This window comes from Capnocytophaga sp. oral taxon 323 (assembly GCF_001278825.1).
In the GTDB taxonomy this organism is placed as follows: Bacteria; Bacteroidota; Bacteroidia; order Flavobacteriales; family Flavobacteriaceae; genus Capnocytophaga; species Capnocytophaga ochracea.
The window spans coordinates 836,812-854,788 of sequence record NZ_CP012589.1 but is presented as its reverse complement, the minus strand read 5'-3'; the positions used below and the strand labels follow the sequence as shown (position 1 = coordinate 854,788).

At 35.3% G+C, this 17,977-nt stretch carries 22 protein-coding genes and 2 tRNA genes; 23 read left to right on the top strand and 1 reads right to left on the bottom strand.

Annotated features, from left to right (window positions below; all coding sequences use genetic code 11):
* The first annotated feature begins 13 nt into the window (after positions 1 to 13).
* The 20 genes from AM608_RS03755 to AM608_RS12225 all read left to right on the top strand — a co-directional run bounded on the left by AM608_RS03755 (position 14) and on the right by AM608_RS12225 (position 15,425).
* On the top strand, positions 14 to 544 hold the full coding sequence (locus AM608_RS03755; protein ID WP_053581824.1) for a DUF2247 family protein: 531 nt from the start codon (positions 14 to 16) through the stop codon (positions 542 to 544).
* On the top strand, positions 541 to 1,581 hold the full coding sequence (locus AM608_RS12230; protein ID WP_082315813.1) for an RHS repeat-associated core domain-containing protein: 1,041 nt from the start codon (positions 541 to 543) through the stop codon (positions 1,579 to 1,581). Before AM608_RS03755 ends, AM608_RS12230 begins: the two co-directional genes overlap by 4 nt.
* A complete protein-coding gene (locus tag AM608_RS03745) occupies positions 1,559 to 1,738 on the top strand; it encodes a hypothetical protein (RefSeq protein WP_053580815.1) in 180 nt (59 codons plus the stop codon). Before AM608_RS12230 ends, AM608_RS03745 begins: the two co-directional genes overlap by 23 nt.
* 25 nt (positions 1,739 to 1,763) lie before the next feature.
* A complete protein-coding gene (locus AM608_RS03740; protein WP_053580814.1) occupies positions 1,764 to 2,195 on the top strand; it encodes a hypothetical protein in 432 nt (143 codons plus the stop codon).
* Between the two features lie 76 nt (positions 2,196 to 2,271).
* On the top strand, positions 2,272 to 2,523 hold the full coding sequence (locus AM608_RS03735; RefSeq protein WP_053580813.1) for a hypothetical protein: 252 nt from the start codon (positions 2,272 to 2,274) through the stop codon (positions 2,521 to 2,523).
* A 9-nt stretch (positions 2,524 to 2,532) separates the two neighbouring features.
* Positions 2,533 to 3,027 carry a hypothetical protein gene (locus tag AM608_RS03730; RefSeq protein WP_002672771.1) on the top strand — a complete coding sequence of 165 codons (495 nt, stop codon included), beginning with the start codon at positions 2,533 to 2,535 and terminating at the stop codon, positions 3,025 to 3,027.
* A gap of 138 nt (positions 3,028 to 3,165) precedes the next feature.
* On the top strand, positions 3,166 to 3,636 hold the full coding sequence (locus AM608_RS03725; protein ID WP_053580812.1) for a hypothetical protein: 471 nt from the start codon (positions 3,166 to 3,168) through the stop codon (positions 3,634 to 3,636).
* Positions 3,637 to 3,737: 101 nt separating this feature from the next.
* Positions 3,738 to 4,082 (top strand): hypothetical protein, encoded by a 345-nt coding sequence (locus tag AM608_RS03720; protein WP_009420921.1) that lies wholly within the window; start codon positions 3,738 to 3,740, stop codon positions 4,080 to 4,082.
* Between the two features lie 147 nt (positions 4,083 to 4,229).
* Positions 4,230 to 4,790 carry a hypothetical protein gene (locus AM608_RS03715; protein ID WP_053580811.1) on the top strand — a complete coding sequence of 187 codons (561 nt, stop codon included), beginning with the start codon at positions 4,230 to 4,232 and terminating at the stop codon, positions 4,788 to 4,790.
* 16 nt (positions 4,791 to 4,806) lie between these two features.
* Positions 4,807 to 5,337 (top strand): DUF2247 family protein, encoded by a 531-nt coding sequence (locus tag AM608_RS03710; protein WP_053580810.1) that lies wholly within the window; start codon positions 4,807 to 4,809, stop codon positions 5,335 to 5,337.
* Complete coding sequence (locus AM608_RS12405) at positions 5,334 to 6,419, top strand: RHS repeat-associated core domain-containing protein (protein WP_323976953.1); 1,086 nt, start codon at positions 5,334 to 5,336, stop codon at positions 6,417 to 6,419. The genes AM608_RS03710 and AM608_RS12405 overlap by 4 nt, the downstream gene beginning before the upstream one ends.
* A gap of 1,232 nt (positions 6,420 to 7,651) precedes the next feature.
* On the top strand, positions 7,652 to 9,007 hold the full coding sequence (locus AM608_RS03700; RefSeq protein ID WP_053580808.1) for a Na(+)-translocating NADH-quinone reductase subunit A: 1,356 nt from the start codon (positions 7,652 to 7,654) through the stop codon (positions 9,005 to 9,007).
* A gap of 40 nt (positions 9,008 to 9,047) precedes the next feature.
* On the top strand, positions 9,048 to 9,923 hold the full coding sequence (locus AM608_RS03695; RefSeq protein ID WP_053580807.1) for a hypothetical protein: 876 nt from the start codon (positions 9,048 to 9,050) through the stop codon (positions 9,921 to 9,923).
* Between the two features lie 5 nt (positions 9,924 to 9,928).
* Positions 9,929 to 10,453, top strand: coding sequence for a ClbS/DfsB family four-helix bundle protein (locus AM608_RS03690; protein ID WP_053580806.1), 525 nt, complete (start codon positions 9,929 to 9,931; stop codon positions 10,451 to 10,453).
* On the top strand, positions 10,450 to 11,679 hold the full coding sequence (locus AM608_RS03685) for an NADH:ubiquinone reductase (Na(+)-transporting) subunit B (protein ID WP_009420362.1): 1,230 nt from the start codon (positions 10,450 to 10,452) through the stop codon (positions 11,677 to 11,679). Before AM608_RS03690 ends, AM608_RS03685 begins: the two co-directional genes overlap by 4 nt.
* Positions 11,680 to 11,682: 3 nt before the next feature.
* Positions 11,683 to 12,420 carry a Na(+)-translocating NADH-quinone reductase subunit C gene (locus AM608_RS03680; protein WP_009410219.1) on the top strand — a complete coding sequence of 246 codons (738 nt, stop codon included), beginning with the start codon at positions 11,683 to 11,685 and terminating at the stop codon, positions 12,418 to 12,420.
* A 6-nt stretch (positions 12,421 to 12,426) separates the two neighbouring features.
* A complete protein-coding gene (locus tag AM608_RS03675) occupies positions 12,427 to 13,074 on the top strand; it encodes an NADH:ubiquinone reductase (Na(+)-transporting) subunit D (protein ID WP_009410220.1) in 648 nt (215 codons plus the stop codon).
* A gap of 20 nt (positions 13,075 to 13,094) precedes the next feature.
* Positions 13,095 to 13,838: an NADH:ubiquinone reductase (Na(+)-transporting) subunit E gene (nqrE, locus tag AM608_RS03670; RefSeq protein ID WP_009410221.1), complete on the top strand. Its 744-nt coding sequence runs from the start codon at positions 13,095 to 13,097 to the stop codon at positions 13,836 to 13,838.
* Complete coding sequence (nqrF, locus tag AM608_RS03665; protein ID WP_009410222.1) at positions 13,822 to 15,135, top strand: NADH:ubiquinone reductase (Na(+)-transporting) subunit F; 1,314 nt, start codon at positions 13,822 to 13,824, stop codon at positions 15,133 to 15,135. Before nqrE ends, nqrF begins: the two co-directional genes overlap by 17 nt.
* Before the next feature lie 140 nt (positions 15,136 to 15,275).
* On the top strand, positions 15,276 to 15,425 hold the full coding sequence (locus tag AM608_RS12225) for a hypothetical protein (RefSeq protein ID WP_172672742.1): 150 nt from the start codon (positions 15,276 to 15,278) through the stop codon (positions 15,423 to 15,425).
* A gap of 193 nt (positions 15,426 to 15,618) precedes the next feature.
* Here AM608_RS12225 and AM608_RS03660 read toward each other — a convergent pair.
* A tRNA-Ala gene (locus tag AM608_RS03660) sits at positions 15,619 to 15,692 on the bottom strand.
* Positions 15,693 to 15,781: 89 nt separating this feature from the next.
* On the opposite strand from AM608_RS03660, the gene AM608_RS03655 reads away from it, so the two are divergent.
* The 3 genes from AM608_RS03655 to AM608_RS03645 all read left to right on the top strand — a co-directional run bounded on the left by AM608_RS03655 (position 15,782) and on the right by AM608_RS03645 (position 17,798).
* On the top strand, positions 15,782 to 16,549 hold the full coding sequence (locus AM608_RS03655; RefSeq protein ID WP_002672737.1) for an enoyl-CoA hydratase/isomerase family protein: 768 nt from the start codon (positions 15,782 to 15,784) through the stop codon (positions 16,547 to 16,549).
* Positions 16,546 to 17,655, top strand: coding sequence for an alanine racemase (gene alr / locus AM608_RS03650; RefSeq protein WP_053580805.1), 1,110 nt, complete (start codon positions 16,546 to 16,548; stop codon positions 17,653 to 17,655). The genes AM608_RS03655 and alr overlap by 4 nt, the downstream gene beginning before the upstream one ends.
* A gap of 70 nt (positions 17,656 to 17,725) precedes the next feature.
* A tRNA-Met gene (locus tag AM608_RS03645) sits at positions 17,726 to 17,798 on the top strand.
* Positions 17,799 to 17,977: the final 179 nt, after the last annotated feature.

Here is a 17,977-nt window from a genome sequence, read left to right as displayed (position 1 = left end):
TAAAGAATTTATTATGATTTTATTTGACAAAGGTTTTATGCTAAACGACTGGAGAACTGTATATGTGGGATTAAAAAAACATTGGCTTACTCCCAAAGAAGTATTATCTTATTGTGAATATGGCTATATACTATGTAGTGAGGAAATGTTTAGTGGAATGTATATGTTATCTGAGCTCTCAGATGAAAATCTTTTAAACTTAACAAGAAAGATATATCCTGACCCGATTTGGGAAAAAATTGATGATAATCTTTATGAAAGACAAATAGAAGTAAGTAAGAATTACTATTTATTTTGGGCTGTGGAAAAATTATTAGAAATAGTAGCTTTAGATAAAGATAAAACATCTAAATTATATGAAGTAGATATGATACATTCAGAGTTTGACTGGCCTATCGAATGGCATAATTTCATATATTATATGCCACCTAGAAAGGGAGAAAAGATGGGAATAGATGTTTTGTATGATGACTTAATAGAATATATAGATAGTTCTACAAAACGATTAATAGAGAGTAAGACTATAGAGCTGAAAAAGGTATAATAGCTGAAAGACACTTTGACCCTTGGGGACAACCCATAAAAGTAGAAGACGGCGCAGGTAATGCTTTAGACAAACTCACCCTATTAGACCGAGGCTTTACAGGACACGAACACCTGCAAACGGTAGGACTTATACATATGAACGGACGGTTGTACGACCCTGCGCTACACCGTTTCTTACAACCCGATAACTATGTACAAGATCCTTTTAATACTCAAAACTTTAATAGATATGGGTACTGCTTGAATAACCCGCTGGTGTATGTGGATGAGAATGGGGAGTTTATTATAACAGCTCTCATAGTAGGGGCTATAATAGGAGCTTATATAGGGAGTTCACAAGCCAATGGTACCTATAACCCTTTTAAATGGGACTTTAACAATGTTGAAACTTGGGGAGGAATAGTAGGAGGAGGTATAATAGGATGCCTTTCTGGAGGTGTAGCGGCTTATGCAGGAGGGTTAGTTGCAGCAGGATTAGCCACCTATGAAATTACGGGAGGAGTTATAGGAGGAGCAGTAGTAGGAGCCACAAGCGGATTAGTAGGAGGCTTTATAAGTGGAGGCTTTATGTCTCAACTACCTGGAGGAAATGGTAAGTTTTGGAGTAGTGCTGGTTGGGGAGCTTTGTCTGGTTTTTTAGGAGGAGCTATATTAGGAGGAGCTACGGGAGCTCTTACCACCCCTAAAGGACATAATATTTGGACAGGAAGAGAAATACAACAACCTGTTCAAACTTTAGAAACAACACCAATGGGTGTTCATTTAGATGTAGAAAATAATATAACAGGTAATTTAGAATTAAATGCTCCAACAACAAATTCGGTTGCTTTAGATGTTCAACAGCCTAAACTAATTCCTATTGAAACACCTGATGGAGGAATTAGACTTGTGAGTGTAGAGAATATATCAACAAAATCCTTAAATCCAACTCATTATATTACAAAATCAAAGTATCAGATGCAAGCTTTATTAAATGACATACGCACAAATGGAATACAAGAACCTATAAAGTATGATAAAGTATGTAAAATATAATGGAGTAAAATACATTGTTGATGGTCATCACAGATTTTTTATAGCTCAAAAATTAGGAATACAAAATATTCCTGCACAACAAGTACAACTACCTTATCAAGGATATAAAACTTTTCAGAATTTAATAATTGATACAGGAAAGCAACCTGGTTTTTGAAAATTTATGAAATAAAATTTTTATTATGGCAATATGGCAATACACTTTTTTTATTATCCCTAATAATAATGTTCCTCTTGATAATTTTTCTCCTATTATAGATGAAGAAGGGTTATTCAATGATAACCTATATTGGACTAATAAAGAAACTCATATTTCTTTTTTTGAGGAAATAGGAAATATTATTCCCAAAAATAAGTCTTGGAGTCAGCAAATAGTATTATTTGGGAAGGAAAATACTAACTGTATTGAAGTTTATAATGAGAATGAATATGTTACATCTGTTTCTTTTCGTGTAGATTTTCGTACTGATTATGGTTCTATTTTAAAACAGATTGTTTCATTTTGTCTAAAAAAAGATTTATTGCTTATTGATGAAGAACTGAAAGTAGTACCTTTAGATTTTGAAATCATAAATAAGTATTTTGAAGACAGGAAAAAGATATGGCAACGATAGAACAAATAAGGAACTATGAATAAAATTAATTTCACAATTTTCAGAGAGTTCTATAGATAAAGGGGTGAGACTGACAATGTCACAAAAAGAGCTTCATATTTTTGCAAATAAACTTCACTCCAAACCTTGGTTAAATGATTTATCTACTAAAATGGGAGGTAATCAAAATGTTATAGAATCTATCCTTAGGAATGTTAGCGGAAAAATACAACCTAATACTTCGGGAGTTTTTCAAGTTTCTACAACTATAGATGGAATTCAAATTTATGTTCGTGGATACATTAATCAAGGAGTTCCTATTATTAATACAGTGTATATACCTAAATAATAAATAATTATGCTTGAATTAAACAAAATAGAAGAATCCTTAGATATACCTAAGGCTATTGAATATATTGCTGATAATCAAAATAAAAATATTATTAACTATTTACGAGTTCTATTTGTTATTACCTATTTTTTGAAAGAAGAACCTTATAATGAAAAAGAATATCTTTTATATACTGATTATTTAAAGAAGATATTTTTAGAATCTTCGAAAAAATATTCAGATAATGCAGAATTCTTATTTTATACAGGGTTCATTATCTCTATGGGAGAATGGTATTTCAATTTGACTTTTGAACAGTCCGTAGAAATGATGACAAAAGCATCAGAAATAGAACCTAAAAATGAGTTATACCAATGGGTTTACTTTTTCTATCTTGATAAAAAAAACAAGAAAAAGGAATATGCTAAACATCTCTTAGGAAAAAAAACAATACAAAAGGAGTTATATTCAAAAGGGTTACTAGGAAGATATATATATGGTATTATTGAATATGCTTCATAGAAAAGATTATAGTTTTATCCTAAAACAGATTACTCTACTTTGTAACGAAAAAGATTTATTACTTATTGATGAAGAGCTAAAAGTAGTATCTTTAGATTTTGAAATCATAAACAAGTGTTTTGAAGACAGGAAAAGGATATGGCAACGATAGAACAAATAAAAGACTATAAAATATGTAATATAGTAGAAGTAACATTAGAAGGAATACTTTTAGAATTACATTTAAACATCAAACACTTGGACAATGAAAAATCTATTAGTATCTTGGCTTCTGATGTGGGAGAAACATTGCTTTTTTCAATAGAGAATTATTGGAAAGATAAGAACAATATTAAATATGAAGCTTATACTATACAAAGAATAGGTAGTAATTCCTCTTTATTAAAATTAATAGGAAATAAAATTACAAATATTGAGTTTGGCATAGGAAAAACTCTTTATATAGAAGAGCAAGTAATCTATTACATTATGTTGCAAACAAACGATAGTAAGTGTCTATTCTTTAATAATGGTGATGAATGCGCCTATTCATTAGATAAAATAAATAAAATTTTAGCCAATGATATCTATGGTTACAAATGGGAAGAAATTCCTCCTTATTTAATTTAAAAGAGAATTTGCTATGGTTCTATTTGAACTGAAAAGAATGTGGTAGCTGAGAGATATACGCTTTCACCACAAGGAGATATTATTCACGTAAAATCAAAATTATGATGACAGACAGGAAGCAGTTACTTTTAGACTTAATTCTTTTAAAAGGCAAGACTCAAGATATAAAAAAAGAACTTTCCAAATATTCTTGGGATAGTGTGTCTCCTATTGTTAAAATAGATACACAATCTATGATTTTTGTTTTAACAAAATACATCAAAGGGGATATATCAACTGATGAATTAGAAGAGTGGGCTAATCTGGTAGAATGTAGAGATGATATAGAAATTCCTTCGCTGATACAAGAATTTATTTTTGAGTTAGCTAATCCTGAAATAAATGGAGATATAACTAAGAAAAAAGTAAATGATTATGTAAAAGTTTTAGAATGTGAGAATATTTAAAAAATTATGAACATAACAACTATTTTTGAAGGACACGAAAAGTACGATTATATCTTTTACGTAAATAATACATATCAAGTACGGGTACCAAATAATGAAAGAAAAACTTAAATATCATTAAAAACAGTACTAAATTAAATTGAGGATATGAATATGTTTTTAGAAAATGAATTTACTAAAATAGAAAAAGAGTTTGGATTTCATAAAGAGATTGATTGGCTATCTAAAATCGTATATATAGACAAAAAACTAGAACAATATAAGAAAAATGTAAAGATAAATATTAGAGCCATTTATATATTGCACAATATTTTGGTAGAAGAAGAATATCGATTTGAAGAACAAAATAAGATGTCTTATTTTTTGCAAAAATGGTTTTTAGAATCCAATAATAGTTTTCAGAATGATGCTGTATATTTATTTTTTATAGGAAAAATATTATATATCTCAGAATGGTTTTTTGGATTAAAAGATAATACATTAGCTTTTGAATTTCAAGAAAGAGCTTTTGAGATAGAACCTAAAAATATCTTATATGAATGGGGATATGCTCTTGCAAAAAATGAAAAAGAGAGAGTTTATATACTTTCCAAAGCAATATTATTTAAAAATAAGAATATTTTAGATTGGCTAAAACAATATGGATTTGCAGGGAATTATATGATAGAATCTTTGATGTATTGTTACGAGAATTATAATTCTTATTAAAATTTTGATATATCAGATGAAAATATTTGACAAAGTTTTTATGTTAAACGACTGGAGAGCTGTATATGTAGGATTAAAAAAACATTGGTTTACTCCTAACGAAGTACTATCTTATTGTGAATATGGCTATATACTATGTAGTGAGGAAATGTTTACTGAGATGTATATGTTATCTGAGCTCTCAGATGAAAATCTTTTAAACATAACAAGGAAGATATACCCTAACCCTATTTGGGAAAAAATTGATGATGATCTTTATGAAAGACGTCAAATAGGAGGTGAAAATTACTATCTTTTTTGGGCAGTGGAAAAATTATCTGAAGTAATAGCTTTAGATAAAGATAAAAGATATAAGTTAGACGAAGTAGGATTTTTATATGCAAATTTCAATTATCCTGACGATTGGTATCATCTTATATATTATAACCCTCCTAAAAAAGGAGAAAAAACAGGAATAGATGTTTTGTATGAAGACATATTAAAATATATAGATGACTCTACAAAGCAATTAATAGAGAGTAAGACTATAGAGCTGAAAAAGGTATAATAGCTGAAAGACGCCATTTTGACCCTTGGGGACAACCCATAAAAGTAGAAGACGGCGCAGGCAACACCTTAGACAAGCTCACCCTATTAGATAGATTAGATAGAGGCTTTACAGGGCACAAACACCTGCAAACGGTAGGACTTATCAGTATGAACGGACGGTTGTACGACCCTGCGTTACACCGTTTCTTACAACCCGATAACTACGTACAAGACCCTTTTAACACCCAAAACTTTAACAGGTATGGCTATTGTTTGAATAACCCACTGGTGTATGTGGATGAGAATGGGGAGATTATAGAGCTTATCTTTGGATTAGGTAACTTAATTGCGCGAGCCAAAAGAGGTAGCATTCATAATTTTTGGGACGGTGTAGGAGCTTTCTTTCAAGGATTTTTAGCAGGAGCTGTAGCAGGACCTGATGCAATGGCTTCTATATCCTCACTTAACTTATCTGGAGCTGTACAAGGATTACTGACAGGAATATTTTCTGATGATTGGAAAGTATTCCGCAATTCGTTTAAAATAGCTTTAGGGAATTTTTATATAGATGAAAACAGAACCTTTATGGGAGAACTTTGGCAAGGTATTAGTAGACATACTTGGGAGCTCCCACAAACTTCTATAGGCACTAATTATTCTCAGTTTATGAATATGAGTGACGAAGTGGATAGAGTAGAATACTTAGGAGGGGCTACTTTTTCTATTAATGAAGAAAGTGAAGGAAGTGATTATGGAATTACAATAGGAAGTTTTATAAAAATGAATATTAAGGACAAAATAGAATGTGATTTTACAGAATATGTTCTTACACATCCATTATTTATGCACGAATACGGACATTATATAGATAGCCAAAGGATGGGATTGACCTATCTAATAAATGTAGAATTACCAAGTCTTATTAGCGCTGGAACTTCGGAAGAAATAGATGGAGAACCTCGATGGGTAAATACTCATAGCTTTAGATGGTATGAAATGAATGCTAATAAAAACGCTGAAAGATATTTTAATAAGCATTATGGTAATAGAATAATTTGGAATGAACGAGATTATCCAAGACATAAAAGATTAAAAAGATGAAAATTAATTATGAAAAAAGTATTAGTAACTAGTATATTTTTATTTTTTTTAAGTTGTATTCCTAAAATGGATATTATTTATCATATATATATATAACAGTAGTGAAAAGCCTATAGGTTTTTATATTCCTGCAGGAGGTGAATATGGGTTACCCTATCCTGATACATTATTACCAAATACTGATAATTATATATATAACAGAGAAATAAGACCTAAAAAGCATTTATAACAAGATAGTTGGAGAAAATGGAAAGATGTTTTAAAATCATTTCCTAAAGATACCCTTTCTATATTTATTTTTAGTACTGATACTTTAAATAAATATAGTTGGGAAGAAGTACGTAGAGATTATAAAATACTGAGGCGTTATGATTTAAGTATTCAAGATTTAGAACTTTTGGATTATAAAGTATATTACCCACCTACTCCTACAATGTCAAGAATGAAGATGTACCCTAAATATGGAAGGTAAAGGGTATACAAAGCTTTTGGCGAACGTTCACACTGTTATTACGGCAATGCCGAAGTAGAATAAGCTAAACGTCCACTGCTAAAACACTACAGCCACGAGGGTAGTGTAGAGATAGTATGTAACAAAACCGATAACAGCACTAAGTTTGTATTTTACTTAGGAAGTGATGCTTATAGTGCTCCTGCTATGTCGTACGTTTGATTATGATACTACAGAAATCTGTAGCGTTGTAGTAGATTACAAACTTTTACCTAGGAAGGAAGAGGAAAGTATAAACAATAAAAAAAGATTTTTCATTTCGAAAAATCTTATGGTTAGCTTATAGAAAGCTTATACGAATCTTGGACGATTGTTATACAAGGAAGGTATATGTGCTTTATTTATAGTGGTTTATATTGGATGTGTAGTTGAAGGAATATGAAATTAATGTAATTTATAAACGGTTGTAATACGACACAACAAGCATTTAGCTATATAACTAATCAAAAAGATATAATGCCCCTAAAAGTTTAGATACTTTTAGGGGTATTTTTTATGAATAAAGATTTTAGGAGAGAGAAAGGTAAAGAATAGTAGTTTAAATATTGAATTTTAAAAGTTTATAGATGAAATAGGGAGCTATTTTTTAGCTGTGAAATAGGAAGATATTATACGTAAATTTGATATATTGAGCTAAAAAAAAAAGGAGTAGATTATTTTAAATCAAAAATAAATTTGTATATTTGCACCTAATTTAATAAAACTAACTAATATTATTTATATGTCAAACGACATCCGCATTCGAAAAGGGTTAGACATACACTTGGAAGGCGAAGCTGATAAAACTACACAACAGCTTCCGCTTGCCTCTTTGTATGGTATTAAACCCAATGATTTTCACGGTGTTATTCCTAAGCTTTTATTGCGTGAGGGTAATGAAGTGAAAGCAGGTGAAGCACTATTCTTTTCAAAGAGTGATGAGCGTGTTTTGTTCCCTTCTCCGGTAAGTGGTACCATTAAGGAGATTGTACGAGGTGAGCGTCGTAAAGTGTTGGAAATACACATTGCGCCCAGTCAAGAACAAACCTTCAAAGACTATGGGAAGAAAGACGTAGAAGAGATGCAGGGTGAAGATATTAAGGCACACCTCCTTTCAGCAGGTTGCTGGCCTTTTATCAAACAACGCCCTTATGACGTGATTGCCAATCCCGACGGGAAGCCTAAGGCTATCTTTGTGTCGGCTTGCAAAACCAATCCGCTCGCTCCCGATTACGACTATGTGCTCAAAGGAAAAGAGCAAGTTCTGCAAACCGCTCTTACCGCCTTAGCTAAACTCACCACAGGGAAAGTACACGTGTCCGTTTTCAAAGACAGCTCGTTGTCACCTTTCCGCAACCTTAAGGGCATAGTGGTGCACAATGTGTCAGGACCTCACCCAGCAGGGAACGTCAGTACACAAATTGCCCAAATCAGTCCGATAAACAAAGGTGAAGTGGTATGGGTGGTAACGCCTCAAGATTTGGTGGTGATAGGAGAACTCTTCTTAACAGGTAAAGTGAACCTCACCCGTACAGTAGCTCTTACAGGTTCGCGCATTGAGAAACCTCACTATGTTACAGCCCTTGCTGGAGCTCAAATCAGTGGCGTCGTGGGTAGCCAGGTAAAAGACGTGGCTGCAACCCGTATTATTAGCGGTGATGTGCTTACTGGTACTAAGGTGAGTGAAACAGGCTTCTTAGGTTTTTATGACGACCAAATTACAGCAATTCCCGAAGGAAATGATTATGATTTGTTCGGTTGGGCAAAACTAGTAGCCAACAAGATTTCGCTTACACGTTCGCTTACTTTCTCGTGGTTGAACCCTAAGAAAAAGTACGACCTCAATACCAATACCAATGGTGAACAACGCGCTTTTGTCGTAACAGGTATGTACGAAGAGGTTTTCCCGTTGGATATTTATCCGATGCAACTGCTCAAAGCCTGCTTGTATAAAGATTTGGACGAGTTGGAAGACTTAGGAGCTTACGAAGTAGCACCAGAAGATTTTGCACTTACTGAATTTGTATGTGTATCTAAACAACCACATCAGCAAATTATCAGAGATGGACTTGATTTAATGATGGCGGAATTAGGTTGATTCATATAAAAGTAAGTAAACAGTTTTAAATAATTGAAATATGTCTAATTATTACAAACCTTCAGGGAAGTTTTCACCTATATCATTTGTGTATTTCATATTAGTATGTACAGTAGCATTGCCTATATTAGCAACTATTTATGCGTACTTAATATGGTATATTCCAATTATATATCTTAACTTCTTAGTAACATTTGGTTTTGGTTTTGCTATAGCCATTACTGTTGGTTATTTAGTAGTTAGATTGGGTAAAGTACGTAATTATGGCTTAGCTATTTTGTTTGCTCTCATAGCATCACTTGTTGCTTATTATCTACAATGGGTAGTATGGGCTGATTTGGCTATTAATACGAGTGAAGTGTATGGTAATAAGCAAATAGGTGTAGCCGTAAGTAATGTGCAAATTGAACAATTGCTGTACTTATTAGGGCATCCATCAGACCTTTTTGGGTTGATAGGACTTATCAATGAAGAAGGGACGTGGGCTATAAAAGGGAATACTGTGAGTGGAGTTTTCCTTACCATTATTTGGGTAATTGAATTCTTAGTAATTGTGATTATGGGAATAGTTGCCTCTGTAGGTAGAGCTAAAGAGCCTTTTAACGAGCTTGCAGATGAGTGGTTTAAAGAAGAAGAATTGCCTGCTTTTTCTTATATAGAAAATGTAAGTGACTTTAAACAACAAGCTGAACAAGGTAATTGGGAACAACTTTTTACAGTTATTCAAAGAGGTGATAAAGGAACTAACCATAGTGTTTTTACCTTATATACCTCGGCTAATGAGTATTATCTTTCAGTTTCTAACGCTACAGCAAAAAAGAATAAGAAAGATAAGATAGAGTTTGATACCGAAGATTTTATAAAATATCTCAGTATTGATAAAACTGTTTATGACTTATTGAAAAGTAAAATCTAAACATTATGGCACGTCCGCAATCTAAATTAGGGCTTGTAGTATCAGCAGAAAGAAATTACAATGAATTGATTTCTTTGATTGATACTATTCCCGAAGACAAACGAGAAAAGGAGTTTCCTAAGGGAACAATGAATCGAAATCTCCGAGATGTACTCGGGCATTTATATCATTGGCATTTGCTTTTTTTATCTTGGTATGAGGAAGGAATGAAAGGAGGTAAACCCAAAATACCTAAAGAGGGTTATACTATGAAAGACACTCCTAAATTAAATCAAGAGATATGGAAGAGTTGCCAAAAGGTACCGTTTTCTAAAATGTTTTCTCTGTTTAAAGATTCACATAGTAAGGTTTTTCATATTATAGAAAGTCATACTGATGAGGAACTTTTTACAAAGAAAAGATATCCTTGGACGAAGACGACTTCGTTAGGTTCTTATTTAGTTTCGGCAACATCAAGTCATTACGATTGGGCTTTAAAACTAATTCGTAAATCAATAAAAAAGAATAATTACTTATCATCAAGAAAATGAGTTTAAAAAGTAAATTAAATACATTAAAAGAAAAGTATAAAGGAACGAAGATGGAGACGACTTTCAACGCGCTCCACACATTCCTCTATACGCCTAATGAGGTAACCCACGGAGGCACCCACATTAAGGCTGCTGACGACCTAAAACGAACAATGAATATGGTGGTTTTGGCACTGATTCCTTGTTTGATTTTCGGTATTTTCAATATAGGTTACCAGCACGAAGTGGCTTTCGGTCACTTAACACACCCCGCTGAAGGCTTAGCTTTTTGTAGTGGAGATTTTTGGAATTGGACAAACTTTAGTATTGGTTTTATAAAAGTACTTCCTCTTGTAGTAGTGTCGTACGTAGTAGGGTTGGGCATTGAGTTTATCTTTGCTACCATTCGTGGTCACGAAGTAGAGGAAGGATACTTGGTAACCGGTATGTTGGTGCCACTTATCGTTCCAGTAGATATTCCACTTTGGATGCTTGCTGTAGCAGTAGCCTTTGGAGTAATCATCGGTAAAGAGGTATTCGGGGGTACAGGTATGAATATCTTAAACCCTGCGCTTACCATTCGCGCCTTCTTATTCTTTGCTTATCCTACTTCAATGACAGGGGATAAAGTATGGGTAACAGGTGTATTAGATCGTTCTAAAGAAATTGCTGCTGGAGCAAACTTAGATGCGGTTTCAGGCGAAACCATCTTGGGTAACTTGGCACAAGGACACCCTATTCACTACACCGATTCTGACCTTCTTTTCGGGTTTATCCCAGGTTCAGTAGGTGAAACTTCTACTATCATTATCCTCTTAGCAGGTTTATTCCTCATCTATACCAAAATTGCTTCTTGGCGTGTGATGGTTAGTATGTTTATAGGAGCTTGGGTAATGGGTGCTATTTTCAACGCTTTAGCACCAAGTATGGTAGGCACTTCTTTCTACGCTATTTGGAGCGTACCAGCTTATCAGCACTTGCTCATTGGAGGTTTGGCTTTCGGAGCTGTATTTATGGCTACCGACCCAGTTACAGCAGCACAAACGAATACTGGTAAGTATATCTATGGCTTCTTAGCTGGGTTCATTGCTATTGCTATCCGTTGCTTCAACCCTGCTTATCCTGAAGGGGTAATGCTCGCTATCCTATTAATGAACGTATTGGCTCCTACTATCGACCACTTCGTAGTACAAGCTAATGTATCTCGTCGTAAAAAACGTTTAAAAACAGTTACTAAAACCGCATAAATTATGGCAGTAAAAACAGAAAGTAATTCGTATACAGTGATTTTCGCCATTATAATGGTGGTAATCGTAGGAGCTTTGCTCGCTGGTATTTCGTCAGCATTGAGCAGCGATATCAGTAACAATAAAAAGTTAGAAAAGAAACAGAACATTCTCTACGCTATGGGTGTAAATCACAACCAAGGAGAGCTTGGAGGAGGAAAAGTAGAGTTTCTTTCTACAACTGATGCTGAAAAAGAGTTCCCTAACTATGTGAAAGAACAATACCTTATCAAAGGGAAAACCGCTGAAAAAGTAGAAGGTGCTAACGACCTTATTAACTTCAACGGTCATCGCGAAGGTTTGCCTCTTTATGTAGGTGAAAAAGATGGAACTACCCTCTACATCATTCCCGTAAACGGACGTGGTTTGTGGGATGCTATTTGGGGATATATAGCCGTAGATAAAGACCTTATCGTACGTGGCGTTTTCTTTGACCACAAAGGAGAAACTGCTGGTTTGGGAGCTAATATCAAAGAACGTTTCTTTATGGACGACTTTATTGGGGAACACCTCTTAGATGCTGCTGGTAATTTCCAAAGCATTCAAATATCAAAAAGCAATGGTGACCCTGAAAACAAACGTAAAGAAGATGGGAAAATAGATGCTATTGCAGGAGCTACCCTTACTGGTAATGGAGTGCAAGCAATGATACGCGATGGCATAGAGCCTTATATATCCTATATTAAAAGTTTAAACAAATAAGAGACTATGGGACTATCAAAAAAAGATACAAAATTAGTAACCGACCCTCTATGGGATAACAACCCCGTAACGGTACAAGTATTAGGAATTTGTTCAGCTTTAGCGATTACAGCGCAATTGAGAGCCGCTATTGTAATGAGTCTTTCCTTTACCTTTGTACTTGTAATGGGTAACGTAACCATTTCTTTACTTAGAAATGTAATACCACCTAAAATCCGTATCATTGCCCAGCTAATTGTAGCAGCTGCTTTGGTAATCGTGGTGGACTTTGTGCTGAAAGCCTATGTGTACGACCTTAGTAAACAGCTATCGGTATATGTAGGGCTTATCATCACTAACTGTATTTTGATGGGACGCTTTGAGGCATTTGCTTTAGGTAATCCTCCGGGTAAATCATTTTTAGATGCTATTGGTAATGCAGGTGGTTATTCTATCGCTTTGCTTATCGTCGCCTTCTTCCGTGAACTATTAGGTTCAGGCACTTTGCTCGGTTTCCAAGTATTAGGAGACCCTATTAAGAAAACAGGTGTATATGCTTGGGGCTATGAAAACAACGGTTTTATGTTGTTAGCGCCTATGGCATTAGTAACTTACGGTATAGTAGTGTGGGTACAACGTTCACGTAATAAAGCCTTGATAGAAGACAGTCATTAATCATTTAAAAAGAAAAGAAAATGTTAGAATATTTAACACTGATTTTTAAATCGGTATTCGTAGAGAATATGATTTTCGCTACCTTCTTAGGTATGTGTTCGTACTTGGCTGTATCTAAAAAAGTATCTACTGCCATAGGCTTAGGAGCTGCTGTTATTTTTGTACAGACTCTTACCGTACCTATGAACTACTTGTTGAACCAGTATATCCTCAAAGAAGGTGCTTTAGCTTGGTTAGGTCCAGAGTATGCTAATTATGATTTGAGCTTCCTTACCTATATCTTGTTCATTGCCACTGTAGCTACGATGGTGCAGTTGGTAGAGATTATTGTAGAGAAGTTCTCTCCATCGTTATATAACTCGTTGGGTATTTTCTTGCCTTTGATAGCCGTAAACTGTGCTATCTTGGGAGGGTCACTCTTTATGCAATCACGTGAGGAAACTATTCACTCTTTTGGTCTTTCAGTAGCCTACGGGTTCAGTTCAGGATTGGGATGGGCTATCGCTATCTTAGCGTTAGCAGCTATCCGTGAGAAAATACGTTATTCACACGTACCTGCACCCTTGCGTGGCTTGGGTATCACCTTTATCACTACAGGGCTTATGGCTATCGGCTTTATGAGTTTTGGTGGTATGCTTACAGGTGGTAGCAGCAAAAAGGAAGCTAAAGAAGCTCCTAAACAAGAGACTACTATCCAACAAGAAGTTAAAACTGATAAATTAGCTCATAACACAAAAGATTTAAGCAATGATATTAGCAAGTGAAATATTGACAACTATTACGGTAACGGTAATAGGATTATTGGTAATAATCCTGCTGTTAGTAGCTATTTTGCTTTACGTAAAACAGAAACTAACCCCATCGGGACCTGTGAAAATTACAATTAATAAAGACAAAGTAATTGAAGTGCCTATCGGCGGTTCATTGCTTTCTACTTTGGGTAACGAGAAGATTTTCTTGCCATCAGCTTGTGGTGGTAAGGGGTCTTGTTTACAATGTAAATGCCACGTGTATGAGGGAGGAGGAGAGGCTCTTCCTACAGAAACGCCTCACTTTACAAAGAAGGAACTCAAAGAAGGTATGCGTTTAGCTTGCCAAGTGAAAGTAAAACAAGATATGCAAATAGGCGTACCAGAGCAAGTGTTTGGTATCAAGAAATGGGAAGCTACTGTAGTGAGCAACTATAATGTGGCTTCGTTTATTAAAGAGTTTGTGGTAGAACTCCCAGAGGATATGGACTACAAACCAGGAGGATACATTCAGATTGAAATTCCTGCTTGTGAAGTTAAATATTCCGATATTGACATCACTGCACACCCTAAAGAACACCCAGGAGAGCCTGATAAATTCAGAATGGAGTGGGATAAGTTTAAGTTATGGCCTCTTGTAATGAAGAATCCAGAACCGGCAGAGCGTGCTTACTCTATGGCTTCCTATCCAGCAGAGGGACGCCGTATAATGTTGAATGTGCGTATCGCTACGCCTCCTTTTGATAGAGCTAAAGGAGGATGGATGGACGTAAATCCTGGGGTAGCTTCTTCTTATATCTTCTCACGTAAACCAGGGGACAAGGTAACCATCTCAGGACCTTATGGCGAGTTCTTCATTAATGATTCTAATGCTGAGATGTTATATGTAGGAGGGGGAGCTGGTATGGCGCCTATGCGTTCGCACTTGTATCACCTTTTTAAAACCTTAAAAACTAATAGGAAAGTTACTTATTGGTACGGAGGTCGTTCAAAACGTGAGTTGTTCTATGTAGAACATTTCCGTGAATTGGAGCGCGAGTTTCCTAACTTTAGATTCTTTATTGTACTTTCTGAACCACTACCTGAAGATAATTGGAAAGTAAAGAAAGATATTAATGATCCTGAAGGCGATGGTTTCTTAGGATTTGTTCACAACGCTGTAATTGAACAGTATTTGAGCAAACACGAAGCTCCAGAAGATATAGAATTGTACTTCTGCGGTCCTCCAATGATGAACAAAGCAGTTCAGAAAATGGGACAAGACTTTGGTATGCCCGATGAGAACATTCGTTTCGACGACTTTGGTGGTTAATCACTACCTACATTATACAAAAATCCGACTTAGCAATAGGTCGGATTTTTTTATTGATAATGGAATGAGAGAAAAAACTAATAACGCCGATAATGTCAATAATGCCAGAATAAGGTATGCTTAGCTTATAGAAAACTTATATGAAAGACGGTGCGAGCCGCACGGGCAGACGAACAAAAGACGAACAAAAGACGAACAAAAGACGAACAAAAGACGAACAAAAGACGAACAAAAGACGGTGCGAGCCGCACGGGCAAATGAACAAAGAACGAAGGAATAACGAAAAATAAACGGTGCGAGCTGCACGGGCAAATGAACAAAGAACGAAGGAATAACGAAAAATAAACGGTGTAAGTTGCTCGGGCAAATGAACAGTGAATGAAGGAATGTCGAAAGATAAACAGAGTGAGCTTCGCAGACAGAAGAAGAATAAACAAAGAAAAGATGATTAAAAGTTCTACTTTTAATCATCTTTTTTGCTTGTGGAGAAGATGGGGCTCGAACCCACGACCTTTTGGCTGCCAGCCAAACGCTCTAGCCAACTGAGCTACATCCCCGTTTGCAAGCGCAAAGGTAAAATATTTTTTCTAATTACCAAACCTATTTGCGAAAAAAGTTATACTTTTGCCATAAATTTATAATAACAATGACTGATAGATTGCAAGGTTCGTTGTATACGAAAATAGATAAAAAACTGGCTGTTACTACTTTTGGACATCCTAATGCGAATTCCTTCCCTTTGGAGTTGCTAAACAGACTTACTAAAGAAATTGATGCGCTTTCTGAAAATGAAGAAGTAAGCATTATACTTCTCAAGAGTGAAGGAGATAGAGCCTTTTGTGCAGGAGCTTCTTTTGACGAACTCTTAGCCGTTAGCAATGAAGAAGAAGGAAAACGTTTCTTTGAGGGCTTTGCGCATCTTTTTTTGGCGATGCGTCGTTGTAAAAAACTTATTATTGGGCGCGCTCAAGGCAAGGCTGTTGGCGGAGGAGTGGGCTTACTCGCTACCTTAGACTATGTGTTTGCTACCGAAGCAGCGAGTATCAAGCTATCGGAACTTTCACTGGGCATAGGTCCTTTTGTGATTGCTCCTGCAATCTTACGTAAAGCCGGACAAGCAACACTCAACGAACTTTTTATGGCTCCTGACCAATGGAAAAGTGCTTATTGGGCTCAACAGAAAGGGTTGATTGCTCGCGTGTTCGAAAATACAAAAGATATGGACGAAGCGATAGACCTTTTTATAGTTACGCTTCTGAAATCCAACCCAGTAGCTTTGTCAGAAATGAAACGCATCACTTGGCAACACACTGAGCATTGGGAACAAGAGCTCATAAATAACGCAGCTATTTCAGGAAAATTAGTACTTTCAGAGCAAACAAGATTAATGTTAGAAAAATTGAAGAATAAATGAAAACAGAAGAAACCGTTTTAGAAATCAACCTTACCGCCTTAGAAAAAAACGTTCTTTACTTAAAAAGCCGACTCAAACCCACAACTTTGTTTTTGGGAGTGGTAAAAGCTTCCTCTTATGGGAATAATTCGGTGCCTATAGCTTTACATTTGCAAAAGAAAGGATTGGCGAATTACTTTGCAGTTGCCTACACTTCCGAAGGTAAAGCTTTGAGAGAAGCAGGTATTACACTTCCTATATTGGTGTTACACCCACAACCTATTAATTTTGATGATATTGTAAAATATAAATTAGAACCGACATTATATTCACAGCGTATTACAAAGCTATTCTTGGAGTATGCTGAGAAACACCATTTGGTAAAATATCCTGTACACCTTAAATGTAACACAGGGCTTAATCGCTTGGGGTTTGATTTAAATGAAATAGATAGAGTGCTCGCTTTGTTAAAAAATAATACTACGGTGACAGTGAAAACGGCTTATTCTCATTTAGCGGCTTCAGAGGATATGAATGAGAAAGAGTTTACTGAAAATCAGATTAAGACTTTTATTGCTTTTCAAGAAAAGATAAACAAAACTTTCTCTCATAAAGTAATTTACCACCAGTGTAATACTTCAGGTATACTGAATTATGCCCACGCTCAGTTTGATATGGTGCGTTGTGGTATAGGAATGTACGGCTTTGCCAATGACGCTCAACTACAACAATATCTTACGCCTATTATGACTCTCAAAAGCGTTATCTCACAAATACACACTTTGCAAGTAGGTGATAGTTTAGGCTATAATCGCGGTTACATTGCTGACCATATTACTAAAACAGCCACTATACCAGTAGGTCACGCTGATGGAATCAACCGTATTTACGGTAAGGGGAAAGGCTTTGTATTTATCAATGGGAAGAAGGCGCCTATTATAGGTAATGTGTGTATGGATATGATATTGGTAGACGTTACTAATATTCCTTGTGAAGAGGGAGGAGAGGTAATTGTATTTGATAAAGACCATACAGCTGAGACATTAGCTGAATCGGCAGGGACAATTTCGTATGAACTTATTACCTCTATGGCGCACAGAATCAAGAGAGTATATATAGAAGAGTGAAAAGTGTAAAAAATAATACCTAAAAAATTTTGGTATATAAAAAAAAGGTTGTACTTTTGCACCCAGAAATCGCGGGATAGAGCAGTAGGTAGCTCGTCGGGCTCATAACCCGAAGGTCACTGGTTCGAGTCCAGTTCCCGCTACAAAATAGGCGTAATTAGTCTGGTTTAAAGACTAATTACGCCTAACTTCTTAAAATAAGTGTATCGGATTTGTGGCTATTTTCCTGCACGAGGAAGGTAGCCGTAAATAGAAAACATCTCTTCACTTTTTATGTAAAGTAATTTAGCAATATTTAATTTAACGCTATAGATATTTTTAA